Source organism: Neotabrizicola sp. VNH66, from assembly GCF_049445895.1.
Taxonomy (GTDB): Bacteria; Pseudomonadota; Alphaproteobacteria; order Rhodobacterales; family Rhodobacteraceae; genus Pseudogemmobacter.
The window spans coordinates 1-15,920 of the sequence record NZ_JBMSDW010000024.1 but is presented as its reverse complement, the minus strand read 5'-3'; the positions used below and the strand labels follow the sequence as shown (position 1 = coordinate 15,920).

Below are 15,920 nucleotides of genomic sequence, written 5' to 3'. Positions count from 1 at the left end.
CATGATCCGCCTGAACCTGTCGAACCGGCCTGAATGGCTGGACCTGCTTCCCGGTCTGCGCGTCCTGGTGGCCCCGCTAACCACCGCGCTGATGGTCTCGGCGCGCGCCGACCCCGCCATCGAAGACCTCTCGGAAACCTCCAGCCAGGAGGACATGGCGCTGGCCATGGCCAAGGCGGTCGCCCGCCGGGCGGTGCTGGAATGGGAAGGGGTCGGTGACGAAGCGGGCAACCTCGTGCCGGTCAGCCCGGCCGGGATCGACGCCCTTCTGGAAATCTGGCCGGTCTTCGAAGCCTTCCAGGCGCAATACGTCGCCCGCGGCCTGATGCTGGATCAGGAAAAAAACGTCTCCGCGCCCTCGCCGACTGGTCTTTCGGCGGGGGTGACGGCTACTGCGCGGCCTGCGCAGGCCCCTGCCCGGAATGCCCCGCAAGACTGAACCGGCCGCAGACGGTCGAAGGCTGGCAGGTCTGGGATCTGACCCAGCGCCTCGGCGGCCAGCTGCGCATCGCGCCGGGTGCCGTCATCGGATGGGACATGGGCGCTGCGCTTTCACTGGCGCAGGCGCTGGGCGTCAACGCGCTGATCGCCGCCGAACTGCTGCCCGAGATCGAGGCGGTGATGGTGCGCAAACTGAACGAGCAGATGGAAGGACGCCGGAATGGCTGAAAAGAAGGTCTCCGTCCGCCTCGTGGCGGAGGGCGGAAGACGCGTGCGTGCCGAACTGGAAGGGGTGGGCGAGGCCGGGGCGCGCGGCTTTGGCCGCCTGTCGCGTGAGATGGAACTGGCGAACACCCGGCTGGCTGCTTTCGCGCGCCGTGCCGGTCTTGCCCTCGGGGCCGCAGCCGCGGCGGCGACAGCCTCGCTCGGGCTGATCGTCCGCTCTACCGCCGAAAGCGCCGCCCAGATCCGGCAGTTCGCGCAGGTCGCCAACGCCGCTCCGCAAGCCCTGCAGCGCTGGTCGGCCGGGGCGCAGACGGTGGGGATCGAGCAGGAGAAACTGGCCGACATCCTGAAGGACGTGAACGACCGGGTCGGAGATTTCTTGCAGACCGGCGGTGGGCCGATGGCCGACTTCTTCGAGAATGTCGCTGCGCGCGTTGGCGTCACCGCCGACCAGTTCGCGCGTCTCTCGGGGCCGGAGGCGTTGCAGCTTTACGTCGACACGCTGGAACGGGCGGGCCTCAGCCAGCAGGAGATGACCTTCTATCTCGAGGCGATGGCCTCGGATGCCACGCGCCTCCTGCCGCTCCTGCGAAATGGTGGGGCCGAGATGGCGCGGCTTGGGGACCAGGCTGCCGACCTTGGCGCGGTGCTAGACGGAGATGCGATCGAGGCGCTGCGGCGCACGCAAGCTGCACTGGGCACCGTTTCGCTGGTGTTCGATGGCCTGCGCAACCGCATCGCCGTGGCTGTCGCCCCGACCATCGAGGCACTGGCCACGGCCTTCGTGGCTCTGGCTTCCGATGGCGGGATCCTGCGTACCGCGATCGACGCGCTGGTCGGCAATCTCGGCCGTCTCGCCACCTATGCCGCGACCTTCGCTGCCGTCATGGCGGGGCGCTGGGTTCTGGGCCTTGCCGCCGCGGCCCTGTCGGTACGGGGGCTGGCGACGGCGCTGGTGTTCCTGCGCGGCGCCCTGATCCGCACCGGCATTGGCGCCTTGATCGTCGGCGTGGGCGAGCTGATCTACCAGGTCTCGCAGCTGGTGGCGCGCGTCGGCGGGCTGGGCGAGGCCTTTCGGCTCCTCGGCGATCTGGCCCGCGAGGTCTGGTCGCGTATCGGCCTGTCGCTGGACGCGGCGCTGGCCCGCATGGCGGCCGGATGGGAGGGGCTAAAGGCCGCGGGACTGTCGGCGCTGGAAGGCACCGTCGCGGGCGTGGTCAGCTTCGGCGACCGGACGGCGGCGATCTTCCAGGGGGCCTATGACGCGGCCGTGGCGATCTGGGGCAGCCTGCCCGGGGCCATCGGCGACTTCGCCTTCCAGGCCGCGAACGGGCTGATCTCGGGCGTCGAGGCGATGCTGAACGGCGTCGTCACCCGCATCAACAGCTTCATCGAGACGCTGAACGCCGCGCTGGCCCTGCTGCCCGATTGGGCCACCGGCGATGGCGGTGTGCGGATCGGCACGCTCGAGCCGGTGGAACTGGGGCGCATCGGCAATCCGTTCGAGGGTGCTGCAACCGCTGCAGGCGCGGCAGCGGCGGATGCCTTTGCCACGGCATTGTCGCGGAGCTATCTTGAACCGCCCGATCTCGGCCTTGGCGCGATGGCCGAGGACGCCCGCGCCCGGGCGGAGGGCTACCGCGAGGCAGCCGGGATGCTGGCCGATGCCGCAGGTCGGCCGCTCGCCGCCTGGCAAGCATTGAAGGATGCGGTGAGCGGTGCCGGGGCCGAAGGCGAGGCCGCGCTCGACGGTGCCACATCGGCGGCAGATGCGCTGGCGGACGGGTTCGCGGGCGCAGGGCAAGCCGCCGGGGGCGCGGGTGCTGCGGCAAAGAAGGCGGCGGAAGAGGCGGCAACCGGCTGGCAAGCCGTCACCAAATCTCTCGCGGACTACGCCAAAGGCGCGATGGATTGGGGCAAGGGCCTCGGCGAGACCCTGACCTCCGCCTTCACCTCGGCCGAGAATGCCTTCCGCACCTTCGTCACCACCGGCAAGTTCGACTTCAAGTCGCTGATCTCGTCGATTCTCGCCGATCTCGCGACGCTCGCCTTCAAGAACTCGGTCCTGGGTCCGCTGGCCAACTGGCTCTCGGGCGGCCTCGGCTCGATCTTCGCCCCCGTAAAGCACGCAGGCGGCATGGTCGGCGCCCCCGGTCCCGGCCGCTTGGTGCCCGCGCTGGCCTTTGCGGGCGCACCCCGGATGCATTCCGGCGGCTGGGCCGGTCTTCGCCCCGACGAAGTGCCCGCGATCCTGCAGCGGGGCGAGCGGGTCCTGTCGCGCGCCGAGGTCGCGGCTGGCATGGGCCGGGGCGGGGGCGGTGCAGCTGGCGTCACGATCAGCATCGATGCCCGCGGCGCGCAGGCGGGCGTGGCCGAACAGATCGACGCGAAGCTGCGCGCGGCGATCCCGGAGATCGCGCGCCTTGCGAAGGCCAGTGTCGCCGATGGGCGGCGGCGCGGACATGCCCTTTGACGAAAGCCGATCCTCATGCCTGACGCGATCCTCGAACTGCCGCTGATGCTGGTGCAATCGCTGGAACGCCGTCTGGTCACGGCCACTGCCGTCGTGGCCTCGCCCTTCACCGGGAACGAGGAGGTGCAGGACTGGGGCGGGGAATGGTGGGATTACGGGATCGAGATGGCGCGGACGACGGGGCGCGATGGCCGCCGCCTCTCGGCCTTCCTTTCGGCCCTCGGGGGCCCGCGCGGTCGCTTCATCTTCCGCGATCCGACGATCCGGCAACCGGGAAGCCTGCTCGCACCGCAGGTGGCTGGCGGGTTCCAGACCGGCAACCAGCTCGTCACTGCCGGATGGCCACCGTTCTCGACGCCGCTCTTAGCAGGGGACTTCTTCTCTCTGGGCTCCGGGGCCCGGACCCGGCTGCATCAGTTGACGGCGGATGTGGTCACCGACGAGGCGGGCGAGGCCACGCTTGCCTTTGTGCCACGGCTCCGGTCCGCGCCTGCCGATGGCACGCCCCTCGAGATTGCCGCACCGGCAGTCGTTCTGCGCCTGACCGCGCCGGTCCCGACCCGGATCGGCCGGGCCGAGAGCTTCCTCTTCACCCTTGCCGCCCGGGAGGCGCTATGAGCCGCGATCTGACCCCCGACTTCGCCGCGGCCCTGGCCGAGCGCGATCTGCGGCCCGTGATCTTCTTCGAAGGCCAGTTCACCTCGGGACCGGTGCGGCTCTGGTCAGGCCTCGGCGAGATCGGCTGGGCCGGGGAAAGCTGGTCTGGGGCAGGCGCGCTCCTGGGTCTTGGGTCGATCGAGGAAACCTCCGAAGTGGTGGCAGGCGGCACCTCGGTCTCGCTCTCCGGCATTCCGCCCAGTCTCGTGCAGATGGCCATCGCGGAAGCCCGACAAGGTCTGCCCGGGCGGGTCTGGCTCGGGCTGCTGACGCCCGAGGGTGCGATCATCGCCGATCCGGTGCTGGCCTTTGCGGGGCGCCTCGATGTGCCGGAAATCACCGATGATGCGGAGGCCTGCCGGATCACCATCAGCTACGAGTCCCGCCTGATCGATCTCAATACGCCCCGCAGCTGGCGCTACACCCACGAAAGCCAGCAGGCGCTCCATCCTGGCGATCTCGGGTTTGAATATATCTCGGCCATCCAGGACCGGGAAGTGACCTGGGGGCGCGGATGAGGGAGGCCGGAGAGAACGCGGCGGTTGTCGCGACAGTCCTCGTGGCACGGACCAACCGCCGCCTCGGATGGGAACGCATCCTCGTCGACGCGATCGAGGCCGCCCGCGCGCGCGCCTTCCGCTGGGGCCGCCATGATTGCGCGACCTTCGCCTTCGACCTGCGCCGCGCGATTGCGGGCGGGCACGACGTCGCCGCACTCTGGCGCGGACGCTACACGACGGCGCGCGGGGCGGTCAGGGTGATGCGGCGGCTTGGCTGGACCTCGCTCGAGGCAGCCGGTCGCGATCTTCTTGGCGAACCGCTGGCCTCGGTCCATCTCGCCCAGCGGGGCGATCTGGTTCTCGCCGATACTGGCCTCGGCTTCGGCATTTGCCTCGGCGCCCGGGCCGCGGGGATCGCACCCTCCGGCCTTGTCCTGGTGCCGATCTCCGCCTGTGCGTTGGCCTGGCGCGTCTGACTCAACCGCCTGGCATGCCCACCTGACGAAACCGCCCGACCTCTCTTCCGACCGAAAGCTCATCCGCGATGCCCTTCATCGTCTCTGCCGTCACGGCCATCGCCGGGGCGATCTCCGGCGTGCTGGCCGCGGGCGGCATCGGCGCGGCGCTGGTGCGGCTGGGCGGCACGCTTCTCTTGTCCTACGCCTCGCAGGCGCTGATGCCGAAGCCCAAGGTGGCCCTGCAGGCCCGCACGGTCACGGTGCGCGAACCGGTGGTGCCGCGCGACATGGTCTATGGAAGGGCCCGGAAAGGTGGCGTCATCACCTTTCTGCATGCCTCGGGGCCGAAGGACCAGTATCTGCATCTGGTCATCGTTCTGGCTGCGCACCGGGTCAAATCAATCGGGGCGATCTGGTTCGATGGCGAAATGGCCGTCAGCGCAGGCGGCATCGTGCAGGGCCGCTGGGCGGGCAAGATCACGGTCGAGAAGCGCCTCGGGGCCGAGGATCAGACGGCCTTCGCGAGCCTGATGGCCAATGTGCCGACCAAATGGACTGCGGTGCATCGGCTTGCGGGCTGCGCCGCGCTCTATCTGCGGCTCACCTATGATGCCGACGCCTTTCCGGGCGGCATTCCGAACATCACCGTCGACATCGAGGGCAAGGACGACATCCTCGATCCCCGCACCGGCCTTCAGGTCTATTCCGAGAACCCTGCCCTCTGCCTTGCCGATTATCTCGCCCACCCGGCCTTCGGCATCGGGGCCGGGATCGGAGCTGCGGACGGGATCGAGGTCGAGAGCCTGATCGAGGCCGCGAACATCTGCGACGAGATGGTCCCCCTGGCCTCTGGCGGAACGGAGCGGCGCTACAGCTGCGACGGGGTGGTGTCGCTGGCGGAAAGCCCGAAGACCATCATCGAGGGGCTGTTGTCTGCCATGGCGGGTCGGGTCGCGGTGCAGGGTGGCAGCTGGCGCATCCATGCCGGGGCCTGGCGTCTGCCCGAGGTCACGCTGACGGCCGACGACGTGCGCGCGGGCGGGCTGGTGCTTGCGACCCGCATCAGCCAGTCGGCGAACTTCAACGGCGTGCGCGGCCAGTTCGTAAGCCCGGAGAACGACTGGCAACCGGACGACTTCCCGGCTTACGCCAGTGACGTCTATCTGGCCGAGGACGGCGGCGAGCGGAAATGGCGCGATCTGCCCTTGCCCTTCACGATCTCCGCCGCCATGGCGCAGCGGCTGGCCAAGATCGAACTTGAGCGCGCCCGGCGCCAGATGACCGTGAAGCTCACCGGCAAGTTTGCCGCCTGGCGGGCAGGCGTGGGCGAGACGGTGATGCTCTCCTATGCCCGCTGGGGCTTTGCGGCCAAACCCTTCGAAGTGCAGGGGGTCAGTCTTGATCTGACCGCCGCGGGCGATGGGGCGCTTCTCCTGCCGGAACTGGTCCTGCGCGAGACCTCGCCCCTCGTCTATGACTGGTCGGCCTCGGAAGAGGCGATCTATGCCGCGGCCCCGCGTACGACCCTGCCGGGATCGGCCGATGTGCCCGCGCCCGGCACGCCGCATCTGACGGAAGAGATGTATGAGACCCGGGGCGGGACCGGCGTGCGGACTCTGATCCGGGCCGCTTGGGTCGAGGCGCCCTCCGACTTCGTGCGGGAGTATCAGGTCCGGGCGCGGCGGGTTCTGGACGTCGCGGGCAACCCGACCGGCGAGGACTGGATCACGCTCGGCCGCACCGACCAGACCGCCTGGGAAATCCGCGATGTCAAACCCGGCCGCTGGGAAGTCGCCGTGAAATCCCTCTCGGTGATCGGGGTCTCGTCGCCCTACGTCAGCGCCGAGATCGAGATCCTCGGGCTGACCGCGCCCCCTGCCGCGCTCGAGAGTCTGACGATCCAGACCGCGGGCGGCCTTGCCATCCTGAAGTGGCTCCCCTCGGCCGACCTCGATGTGCGGATCGGCGGGCGTATCGTCATCCGGCATTCCGCGGCCCTGACCGCGACCTGGGCCACCTCGACCAGCATGGACGAGGTGGCAGGATCCGACGCCGTGGCCCTGGTTCCTCTGAAGCCCGGCACTTACCTCGTCCGGGCGCGCGACAACTCCGGCAATCTCGGGCCTGTCGCCAGCGTCGTCACCAAGGGCGCGCAGGTTCTGCCCTTCGCGCCGGTGATGAGCCTCACGACCGATCCGGGCTGGATTGGCGACGGGGTCAATGTCGCGGTCGAGGGTGGGGCCTTGAGGCTTGTCGATATCGGCAGCGAAGGCCGCTTCACCTTCCCGGCCGGGATGGACTTCGGCGCGCTTCGGCGCGTGCGGTTGCGCTCGGAGATCGACGTGGCTGCGTTGAACCTCGGCGGGCTGATCGATGACCGGACCGCGCTGATCGACAGCTGGCTCGATGTCGATGACACCGACGGCGCGGAAATCGACGTCATCGTCGAGGCCCGCAGCACCGATGATGATCCGGCTGGCACGCCCGTCTGGTCGGACTGGTCGCGACTGGACAGTTCCGAAGACGAGGTGCGTGCGGTCGAACTGCGCGCCCGGCTGATCTCTGCAAGCCCCGATTACAACGTCCTCCTCCTGAGGCTCCGCATCCATGCGGAAGAGGTATCCTGATGGTCGATTACAATCTTGCCAACCAGTCCGGGGCGCAGTTCCGCGCCGAGCTGAACCTCATCTTGGCGGCGCTCCAATCCTGCGCCTTCGGGGCGACGCCGCCCACGACCACCACGGCGGGGCAGCTCTGGGTCGATGCCTCCGGGGCCAGCCCGCTCCTGAAGGTCAGAAATGCCCTGAATACTGGATGGATCATCCTCGGCACGCTGGCCCCGGGCGGGTTTGAACTCGCGGGCAGTTCCGAAGTCGGCCGCGCGCTGATCGCCGCTGCAACGGTGGCGGCGCAGCGCACCGCCCTCGGGCTTGGCAACGGGGCTACCCTGAACCTCGCGAGCCTCGCCCATGCGCAGGCGGGGACCGACAATGCCACGCTGATGACACCCCTGCGGGTGGCACAGGCCATCGCGACGTTGGTCTCGGCCCCGGCGAGCCTTCTGGCCGGGCAGATGGCGCCGACCGCTGCGGCAGACACAGTCCTTCTCAAGCACTGTTCGGGCGGCGGCAGCGACGCGATCTCGCTCTCAAAGTCCGGCAACGGAACGGTATATCAGACGCTCTTCGGGGAAACGGGCCTGACTGCCACGCGCGACTGCGCGCTCCGCGTGGCGTTCGATCAGGCGCGCGGAGGTGACAGCAACACGCAGCGCGCGGCCGTCGTCCGCGATGGTGTGGTGCTGCAGGAATGGACGACCAGTGTCACCACCTGGACGTCCCGCAGCCTCGATGTGACCCTCAGCGCCGGGCAGACACTCTGTCTCCGACTCGGGGCAACCGGGCGGCGGTCCAGCGATGGCACGGACTTCACCAGCGAGTCTCTCATCCGCAACGTCCGCTACCTCGCGGATCAGCGCTCCTTGATCGGGATCTGAACCATGCAAGCCCAATGGCGCGATGCCGCCCGCACCATCCTCGCCCTCACCGACGAGACCGGCCACGTCGTCATCGTCGAACCGGGCCATGCCCTCTGGGCCTCCGCCTCAGCCCGGCCGGATATCGTGCCCTTCGTGCCCGAGCAACAACCAGATCCGGAGCCCGAGGATCCCCGGGCCGCGATCCCGCCGCTGACCCGCCGCCAGGTCTTCATCGCGCTGCACCGGTTGGGGCTGATCACCGCCACCGAGGCCGTGGCCGCCGCCGCAACCGGCACGGTCCCGGTCGCGCTGGAGCCCGTGTTCGCGGCCCTGCCGGAGCCCGAGCAGACCGACGCACGTGTCACCTTCGCGGCCTTCCAGATGGCCTACCGGCTTGATCCGATGACAGCGATGATCGCCGCAGCCGCCGGGATGACCGTTGCGCAGATCGATGCGATCTGGACCGGCTTCGCCGCGGTCTGACCTGCCCATCTCTCCCCCTTCAAGGAATCCCGACATGACTGACAGACCCGGCCTTCTCGAAGGCGTGGCGCAAGCCTTCCGTGACCATGGCCTGACTGCCGCCCTCACCGCCTTGATCGGCGGCTCCCTGGCGCTGGCCGCCGCCGTCACCCGCAAGGCCTTCACCAACGAGGCCCTCCTCGATCGGCTCGACCGCGAACTGGCCCAGGAGCGGGATCGCGTCGAGCATCAGCGCGCCGAGGACCGCAAGGCCGATGCCGACCGCCTCGACCGCATCGAGACCGACATCCGCGCCATGCGCGACATGCTCTTCGATGCCTTCCAGCGCGGAAGAGGCGACTGACTGTCTGCCTGCCTGACAACCCTGAACGACCACCCACCCGCCCCAAACGCGGGTTTTGTTCATCTGGAGGATAAACCATGCCGACCCTGACCTACCCCCACTGGCGCGACGTGCCTGCGAATGCCTGGCGTTGGCCCAGCTTCTCCCCCGCTGAAATCGCCTGCCGGGGCACCGGCGCGATCAAGATCAACACCGAGGCCATGGACAAGCTGCAGGCCCTGCGCGACCGGCTGGGCAAGCCGCTGATCATCCGCTCGGCCTATCGCAGCCCGGAACACAACCGTGCCGTCGGCGGGGCCCCGGCCTCGAAGCACATGCAGGCGACCGCCTTCGACATCGCCATGGCGAACCACGATCCGGTGGCCTTCGAGGCAGCAGCGCGGGCGGTCGGGTTCCTCGGGTTTGGCTACTACCCGCGCTCGGGGTTCATGCACATCGACCTCGGGCCGGGCCGGTCCTGGGGCGAGCCCTTCCCGGTGCGGCCCGTTCCCTTCGCACCGGAACTGCCGCCCGCGCGGGAGGTTCTGACTGAAAGTCGTACGTTGAAAGGCGGGGGTGCGGCGGGCGCCGCAACCTTTGGCGCGGCCGGGGTGGACGTTTTGCAGGACGTTCTTGCAGAGACCCAGTCCACCATCCAACCGCTGCTGCCCTACCTCGACACGCTCCGCTGGGTGCTGATCGCCATCGCGCTGATCGGTATCGCCGTCACGATCCACGCGCGGCTCGACGACTGGAAGCGGGGCCAGCGATGATCGGACGGCTCCTGACGCATGGCTCGGCGCGCAAGGCGCTGGACCTGAGCCTCGCCGCAGCAGCGATCCTGCTGTTCCTCCTGAATCTTCGCCGCGCAGGCGAACGCGCTGGGCGCGCCGCCGAACGGCTTGATGCCAGAGAGAGAAACGATGCCGTCCACCGCCAGATGCTCGACGCCGCCGCCCGCCGCCCTGCTGATCGCGGTGCTCTGGCTGACCGGCTGCGCGACGGCAGGTTTTGACACCCGCGCGCCCTGCCCGCCGGTAGTGGACTACACGGCCGCCGATCTGGCCCGCGCCGCCAACGAGGTGGAAGCCCTGTCGGAAGGGGCCGTCGTCGTCCGGATGCTCAGCGACTACGCCGTGATGCGCGATCAGGCGCGCGCGTGCCGGTGAAAGCAGTTCCAGGCAGCTGAGCGAATGCAAGTCCGTCTGCCTCAGAGGATTCGGGTTCCGGTGGAACGAGAAGTTTGAGGGCTTCGCCAAGATAAGCGGGCGCATTCACCTTCGGCGGCGAATGCGCCCGCTTGTTTCAATGGCCGGACACCGACCATTGGGCTGGCGAAAACTCAAACCAGCCTGGCGGGCTCCGAGCGGGTTCGCCGCCATCCCCGCCGCCGCACTTGATCCGGCCCTCTGTCCGGCGTCTCCTGCGGTCCCCGCGCTTTCGGGTCCGGGTCCCCATCGTCGAAAGAAGGACAGTTGCCGAACTACTCGGTCTCGATCCTCCTCGCTTCCGTCGTGGACGCAGGCTGCACGAGGCCCGCCACGATCTGTCGAAACTCGCCGAGGATTTCACCGTGGTTCTTGTCGAGGTAGCGGGCGAGACGGTCATTCTGCAAAAGCCGCTCGACATAGCGACCGGCCACCACCAGCCGGAGGTGATCGGGTCCAAGGGTGCCTTCGATCAGCTTTATGTTCTTCTGCAGGTTGGCCATCTCGGCCTTCATTCGCTCGGCTTGTTCGCGCGTTACGCCTGCAGGTGGCTTCTTTGCAGCCGGGTCAACCAGGTCTGTGGCGTCAGATGCTGCGAGGATCGCCTCGACATAGGGTACCGTGTAGTTGTTCGCCGCGATCATCAGTTCCGCCGCCTGAATCTGCCGCAAGGGCTTCATCTTCCGCAGGGACCGGAAGCTGTTAATCGGGCAGTGCCGGGCCTTCAGAAGTTCGGCCGCCTCCGGACAGATGCCGTTCAGCAGGGTCCGCTTCTGTCGGATCAACGCGATGTTCACATTCAAGGCTGCCGCGATGCGGGCCTCCGATACGCCGCGCTCGACCGCGCGCAGGATCATCTTATGCTCCTGGATCGTGGCGAGGCGGCTGATGCGCTTGTTGTAGGTGAAGGATTCGTCGTCGGTCGCCACCAGACAGGTGACGGTCGTCTCGCCCATTTCCTTCAGAACATGCAGCCGAACATGGCCATCCAGAAGGATGAAGGATCCGTCCTGCCCAGCCGCGCGGGCGACCACGGGCGGTTCGATCAGCCCGACCTCGCGGATCGACGCGGCGATCTGCCCATATTTCTGACTCTTGGTCACGGTGACTGGCAACTGCTTGACCGGCAGGATCGCATTGATCGGGATGGTGAGCAGGTTCGCCTCGAATCCCGGTCTCTTCGGCGGAGGCATTTTTCCTGTCTGTGTCATGCTCTTGGCTCCCGCAACCCGTCGATGATGATGCGCGGCAGGCTGTCGAGGCTCTCGGCACGGAGCAGCGTCAGAAAGTTCTCGTCCTTCAGCAGAGACTGAAATGCCGCATCGAGAAACAGAAGGCTGCTTCGCGTCGACTGCGCCCTGCGGACCATGTCCTGCTGTCGCTCGGCCTCGGCGCGATAGGCTTTGACCAGCGCGGCAGATGTCATTCGCGCTCGTGGCTGTTTGTTGCGCGCACCACCTCGCTGCTTGCCGTGGCGCTGGCGCAACTCAACCAGCCGCCGCGCTTCCAGCAGTTTCTTTCCGCGCAGTTCACCGGAGGCATAAGCAGCCTCGAGCGCCTTCTGCACGTCCTTCTCCTCGGCCCGCGTGATGTAGAGCGCGACGCTGAGCGGCATCTGCCCGGTCTCGACCGCGATCAGCAGGCGTTCTTCACCGTTGGCGATCAACTCACCGATTTCATGGACATAGGCGAGGGAAAGCCCCGTCTTGTCGGCGATCTGATGATCCGAGTAGCCCCGGTCGCGCAGGATGGCGATGTCCTGCAACAGCTCGAGCGGCCGCTGCTGGCGGCGGGCGATGTTCTCGATCACGCTGCGCAGAAGGCGCTCGGGCTCGCTTGCGTCTACAACGATGGCCGGGATGTGGGTTTCGCCAAGGGCAGCATAGGCCTCCATCCTCCCCTGACCGCAGACAAGGCGCCAGGCTTCCCCTGCCTCACCATCAACCCGGGCGACGGTGATCGGCTTTTTCAGCCCGACCTTGGCGATACTGTCGACAAGCGCGCGGAAGGTCTTTTCCGAGCGTTCGCGCGGGTTCTCCACCGTGATGGCGGAAATCGGGATGATCTGCACTTCGTCCCGCATCTCGACTTCGCTCACCATGGTGTCACCTCGGCAACCGGAACTCGGCGGGCCATGTCGAAGAAAAAATCCAGCGTTTCAAATCGGAAAGCGTCCAGCATCAGGCCATTCTCCTCGGCAAGCCCCAGGGGTTTTGTTCGCATCTCGAATTGGGGCAGCAGGTAATAGTCGAGCGCGGCGGTGTTCGTTCGGTCCATCCGGATGGCGATGGTGATGTCGGGCACGAGGCCGGTGTCGAAACGGATTTTCCAGCGCAGGCCCCCGGTGGAGGTTTCGCGGCAGCGAGCGACAGCGACGGAGGCGGTGACTTCGCCATTGATCGTCAGCAGGTCGGTCGCCGGATTGCGCGTCACGGTGCCGCCGAGTCGGGTGATCTCGCGGATCACACGCTCCACCTCCTCCCCGTGGAACAGCCGCAGCAATCGGTTCACTTCGATGTAGTGGTAGTCCCGGTCCGGTGTGAAGCCGACGAGGGAGTAAGCCCGGATCAGGCTGCCGAAGCGATGGGCATAGGCGCCGCTGGATGGCATGCCGTCTGCCTCGTCGATCACGAGGCCAGAAATATAGCCATGGCGCTGTAGCAGCCGGGTCAGCCGATCCAGCATCTCCTCGTCCGAAAACCGTCGGTTGCGGGCGGCGATGATCGCCTGCACCTTCTGAAATTGTTTCGGCTCGACGATGGCATCGAACGCCCCTTCCGACCGGATCCACATCTCCGGGCCATTCGCGACCCGCTTCTGCTTCAGCTTGAAGGAGCGCCGGTTGTAGACGTTGTTGCCGATGTATTTCTCGTTGGTCAGGATCTGATGGACGGTGGCACGGGTCCAGGCCCGGTCGAGATCGGTTAGTATCCCGCGCTCGTTCAGTTCTGCGGCGATTTCGCTTTCCGAACGGCCGTGCTTGAGGAACCGGCTGTATATCCAGCGGACGGTTCTTACTTCGGTCTCAGGCCCGGGCACCAGGATCACCCGGTCTGTCTGCAAGCTCTTGTGCTCGCCACGCTTCAGCTCGGCCTTCACCTCGCCGCGTTCGTCAAGCAGGACCCGGCGAAGGCCAAATCCCGCCGCGCCGCCCTGACGGAAGCCGCGTTCGATCAGGCGGCACTGTCCGATGAAGACCTTGTTGGAAAGTTCCCGGCTGTATTCCCCCGCCATCGCGCGCTTGACGCTCTTGACGATCGTGGCGACAGGACCGCCATCATTTTCGAATTGCTCGGCGCAATACTCGACCTGCTTGTTGGCGCGACGGCAGATGTATTCGTAATAGGCGGATTCATCGGCATCCTGAAACCGCCCCCATCGGCTGACGTCATAGACCAGGATCACCTCGAAATCCGCGGTGCCGTCCTGCACATCCTGGATCAGCTGTTGCAGCGCCTCGCGACCCTCGATCCTCAGCCCGCTCTTTCCGGCATCGGCATAGGAGCGGACCAATTCAAAGCCGCGTTCCTCTGCGTATTTCCGGATCGCGTCCGATTGGTTTTCGGTCGAGTATTTCTGATGATCTGTTGACATGCGGACATATTCAGCCGCACGGCGCTTTGGCGGGGAGTTCGCCGGTTCTTTTCTTGAGGGCAGCTCTCTGCATGCCATTCCCGTCTCCCGATCAGTTCATGCAGGCGTCTCCGTCTGGTCGGACCCGGGGTATTGGCTGGGGCGCAAAATGGAATCTGCCGCTGTGTTGTCTTCTCCACAGGTTTAACGGAGGAGGACGCCGCGATGCGGATCAAGATGGGCACATCTGTGCCGAAAATGGGCACAACTGTGCACCTGGACGCCGATCAGACCGCCTATCGCAAGGCCATTGCCGATGCCCTGCGCCGCGAACTGGGACCGACGCATCAGGCCATCAAGACGGTGATGCGCTGGACCGGAGCGAGTGAGCGGACGGCCAAGTATTGGCTGTCTGGCGACCGCGGGCCGAGCGGAGAGCATCTGATCCGGCTCGCGCAGCATTCAGACGCAGTGCTGATCACCACCCTCACCATGGCAGGGCGACTGTCGGAGAAGCAGCCGCTCAGATGTCCAAGCTGTCCGGAACGGCTCCTTGTGTTACAAAACCTCGGACAGAATGACTCAGTGTCCGAGGGATCATCACAGTGTTAAGTGCACCCTATGGTCAGGGAAAATCGGAGATGCGGAGATTAGCTCCCACATTCGCCGCATATTGTGCGGTGTTTTTCCTTGCGCTTGCGGAGAATGCGGCTCACAATCACCGCATCTAGCGCGGAGAATGTTGTGTATATCTGGGAGCAACCAGACTGGCCGAAGCTGACGTGGCAGGATGGCAGCATTGCTGCGCCCCTGGCAGCTGTTCGTCACGACCAGGGGCGACTGATCGGCCGGATGGAGGCGCTGGGCTTCAAGCTGTGCGAGGAGGCGGTCCTGCAGACTCTGACGCAGGATGTCGTCAAGACAAGCGAGATCGAGGGCGAGCAGCTGGATGCCAATCAGGTGCGGTCATCCCTCGCCCGACGGCTTGGCATCGACATCGGCGCCCTGCCCCCGACCGATCGCAATGTGGAAGGCATCGTCGAGGTGATGCTGGACGCAACGCGAAACTTTCAGGCCCCGCTCACTGCAGAGCGCCTTTTCGGATGGCATGCGGCCTTGTTCCCCACCGGTCGCAGCGGCATGACGAAGATCATCGTCGGAGACTGGCGGGATGACAGCACCGGCCCGATGCAGGTTGTTTCCGGGCCCTATGGCCGGGAGAAGGTTCACTACTCTGCTCCTCCGGCACCGCGAGTCGCGGCGGAGATGGAAGCCTTCCTCACATGGTTCAACGCGCCCCTGGCCACCGACCCTGTGATCAAGGCGGCGCTTGCGCACCTCTGGTTTGTGACGATCCACCCCTTCGAGGACGGCAATGGCCGCATCGCCCGCGCCATCGCTGACCTGGCGCTTGCCCGGTCGGAGGGAAGCTCGCGGCGGTTCTACAGCATGTCCGCGCAGATCAGGACCGAGCGGAACGCGTACTACGACCAGCTTGAGCGCACCCAGAAGGGTGGCACGGACGTCACGTCGTGGATCCTGTGGTTCCTCGACTGCCTCGGCCGCGCGATTCACGGTGCCGACAGCGTCTTGGCGGCAGTCGTCGCCAAGGGACAGTTCTGGGAACGCGCAGCGGCACTGGCGCTGAACGAACGCCAGATCAAGGTACTGAACCGCCTGCTTGATGGGTTCGAGGGCAAGATGACCTCTTCGAAGTGGGCCATTATCGCCAAGTGCTCACAGGACACCGCGAACCGCGACATCGCAGCGTTGCTGGACCTCGGGCTGCTGCGGAAGGGCGAAGGCGGCGGCCGCAGCACGCACTATGAGTTGGTGCTGTGAGGGTCGAGACGACGATTATCCGCACCGTCGAAGGGGGCCTCGTAAAACGTTGACCAGGTGTTGACAAGAATTTGGAATGACAAAAGCCGAGCGTTGTGCTCGGCTTTTAAGTCTTTGATAAGTTTGGATATTATGGTTGCGGGGGCAGGATTTGAACCTGCGGCCTTCAGGTTATGAGCCTGACGAGCTACCGGGCTGCTCCACCCCGCGGCCGTTTCCCGAGGGCTATATTGCGATCGGGATGATATGAGTATCGTAAG

Annotated in this window: 18 protein-coding genes and 1 tRNA gene; 15 read left to right on the top strand and 4 right to left on the bottom strand. The window is 66.5% G+C overall.

Going from position 1 to position 15,920, the window contains the following annotated elements; genetic code table 11:
* Position 1 precedes the first annotated feature (1 nt).
* The 13 genes from ACO2Q5_RS21615 to ACO2Q5_RS21555 all read left to right on the top strand — a co-directional run bounded on the left by ACO2Q5_RS21615 (position 2) and on the right by ACO2Q5_RS21555 (position 10,206).
* Entirely contained in the window at positions 2 to 439 is a 438-nt protein-coding gene (locus tag ACO2Q5_RS21615; protein ID WP_423294934.1) for a hypothetical protein, read from the top strand.
* Positions 436 to 669 (top strand): DUF7697 family protein, encoded by a 234-nt coding sequence (locus ACO2Q5_RS21610; RefSeq protein ID WP_423294992.1) that lies wholly within the window; start codon positions 436 to 438, stop codon positions 667 to 669. Before ACO2Q5_RS21615 ends, ACO2Q5_RS21610 begins: the two co-directional genes overlap by 4 nt.
* Complete coding sequence (locus ACO2Q5_RS21605; protein ID WP_423294932.1) at positions 662 to 3,139, top strand: phage tail tape measure C-terminal domain-containing protein; 2,478 nt, start codon at positions 662 to 664, stop codon at positions 3,137 to 3,139. Before ACO2Q5_RS21610 ends, ACO2Q5_RS21605 begins: the two co-directional genes overlap by 8 nt.
* Positions 3,140 to 3,154: 15 nt before the next feature.
* Positions 3,155 to 3,757: a hypothetical protein gene (locus ACO2Q5_RS21600; RefSeq protein ID WP_423294931.1), complete on the top strand. Its 603-nt coding sequence runs from the start codon at positions 3,155 to 3,157 to the stop codon at positions 3,755 to 3,757.
* Positions 3,754 to 4,314 (top strand): hypothetical protein, encoded by a 561-nt coding sequence (locus ACO2Q5_RS21595; protein WP_423294929.1) that lies wholly within the window; start codon positions 3,754 to 3,756, stop codon positions 4,312 to 4,314. The genes ACO2Q5_RS21600 and ACO2Q5_RS21595 overlap by 4 nt, the downstream gene beginning before the upstream one ends.
* Complete coding sequence (locus tag ACO2Q5_RS21590) at positions 4,311 to 4,772, top strand: DUF6950 family protein (protein ID WP_423294927.1); 462 nt, start codon at positions 4,311 to 4,313, stop codon at positions 4,770 to 4,772. Before ACO2Q5_RS21595 ends, ACO2Q5_RS21590 begins: the two co-directional genes overlap by 4 nt.
* Positions 4,773 to 4,840: 68 nt before the next feature.
* Positions 4,841 to 7,381: a phage tail protein gene (locus tag ACO2Q5_RS21585; RefSeq protein WP_423294925.1), complete on the top strand. Its 2,541-nt coding sequence runs from the start codon at positions 4,841 to 4,843 to the stop codon at positions 7,379 to 7,381.
* Positions 7,381 to 8,250 (top strand): hypothetical protein, encoded by an 870-nt coding sequence (locus tag ACO2Q5_RS21580; protein WP_423294923.1) that lies wholly within the window; start codon positions 7,381 to 7,383, stop codon positions 8,248 to 8,250. The genes ACO2Q5_RS21585 and ACO2Q5_RS21580 overlap by 1 nt, the downstream gene beginning before the upstream one ends.
* A 3-nt stretch (positions 8,251 to 8,253) precedes the next feature.
* A complete protein-coding gene (locus tag ACO2Q5_RS21575; RefSeq protein WP_423294920.1) occupies positions 8,254 to 8,715 on the top strand; it encodes a hypothetical protein in 462 nt (153 codons plus the stop codon).
* A 34-nt stretch (positions 8,716 to 8,749) separates the two neighbouring features.
* Positions 8,750 to 9,058, top strand: a complete 309-nt coding sequence (locus ACO2Q5_RS21570) for a hypothetical protein (RefSeq protein ID WP_423294918.1) — start codon at positions 8,750 to 8,752, stop codon at positions 9,056 to 9,058.
* A gap of 77 nt (positions 9,059 to 9,135) precedes the next feature.
* Positions 9,136 to 9,810 carry a YcbK family protein gene (locus ACO2Q5_RS21565; RefSeq protein WP_423294916.1) on the top strand — a complete coding sequence of 225 codons (675 nt, stop codon included), beginning with the start codon at positions 9,136 to 9,138 and terminating at the stop codon, positions 9,808 to 9,810.
* Positions 9,807 to 10,052 carry a hypothetical protein gene (locus ACO2Q5_RS21560; RefSeq protein ID WP_423294914.1) on the top strand — a complete coding sequence of 82 codons (246 nt, stop codon included), beginning with the start codon at positions 9,807 to 9,809 and terminating at the stop codon, positions 10,050 to 10,052. The genes ACO2Q5_RS21565 and ACO2Q5_RS21560 overlap by 4 nt, the downstream gene beginning before the upstream one ends.
* Before the next feature lie 25 nt (positions 10,053 to 10,077).
* A complete protein-coding gene (locus ACO2Q5_RS21555; protein ID WP_423294912.1) occupies positions 10,078 to 10,206 on the top strand; it encodes a hypothetical protein in 129 nt (42 codons plus the stop codon).
* A gap of 314 nt (positions 10,207 to 10,520) precedes the next feature.
* Here ACO2Q5_RS21555 and ACO2Q5_RS21550 read toward each other — a convergent pair whose 3' ends face one another.
* Genes ACO2Q5_RS21550 through ACO2Q5_RS21540 form a run of 3 tightly spaced genes read right to left on the bottom strand, consistent with a single transcriptional unit; the run spans position 10,521 to position 13,917 of the window.
* Positions 10,521 to 11,456 (bottom strand): plasmid partitioning protein RepB C-terminal domain-containing protein, encoded by a 936-nt coding sequence (locus ACO2Q5_RS21550; RefSeq protein WP_423294910.1) that lies wholly within the window; start codon positions 11,454 to 11,456, stop codon positions 10,521 to 10,523.
* Positions 11,453 to 12,346 carry a ParB/RepB/Spo0J family partition protein gene (locus ACO2Q5_RS21545; RefSeq protein ID WP_423294908.1) on the bottom strand — a complete coding sequence of 298 codons (894 nt, stop codon included), beginning with the start codon at positions 12,344 to 12,346 and terminating at the stop codon, positions 11,453 to 11,455. The genes ACO2Q5_RS21550 and ACO2Q5_RS21545 overlap by 4 nt, the downstream gene beginning before the upstream one ends.
* On the bottom strand, positions 12,340 to 13,917 hold the full coding sequence (locus tag ACO2Q5_RS21540) for a recombinase family protein (protein ID WP_423294906.1): 1,578 nt from the start codon (positions 13,915 to 13,917) through the stop codon (positions 12,340 to 12,342). Before ACO2Q5_RS21540 ends, ACO2Q5_RS21545 begins: the two co-directional genes overlap by 7 nt.
* 126 nt (positions 13,918 to 14,043) lie before the next feature.
* Here ACO2Q5_RS21540 and ACO2Q5_RS21535 point away from each other — a divergent pair, with 126 nt between their 5' ends.
* Both ACO2Q5_RS21535 and ACO2Q5_RS21530 read left to right on the top strand, forming a co-directional pair.
* On the top strand, positions 14,044 to 14,430 hold the full coding sequence (locus ACO2Q5_RS21535) for an XRE family transcriptional regulator (RefSeq protein ID WP_423294904.1): 387 nt from the start codon (positions 14,044 to 14,046) through the stop codon (positions 14,428 to 14,430).
* Between the two features lie 132 nt (positions 14,431 to 14,562).
* On the top strand, positions 14,563 to 15,660 hold the full coding sequence (locus ACO2Q5_RS21530; protein ID WP_423294902.1) for a Fic family protein: 1,098 nt from the start codon (positions 14,563 to 14,565) through the stop codon (positions 15,658 to 15,660).
* 133 nt (positions 15,661 to 15,793) lie between these two features.
* Here the strand turns inward: ACO2Q5_RS21530 and ACO2Q5_RS21525 are convergent.
* Positions 15,794 to 15,870: transfer RNA gene (locus ACO2Q5_RS21525), tRNA-Met, on the bottom strand.
* Positions 15,871 to 15,920: the final 50 nt, after the last annotated feature.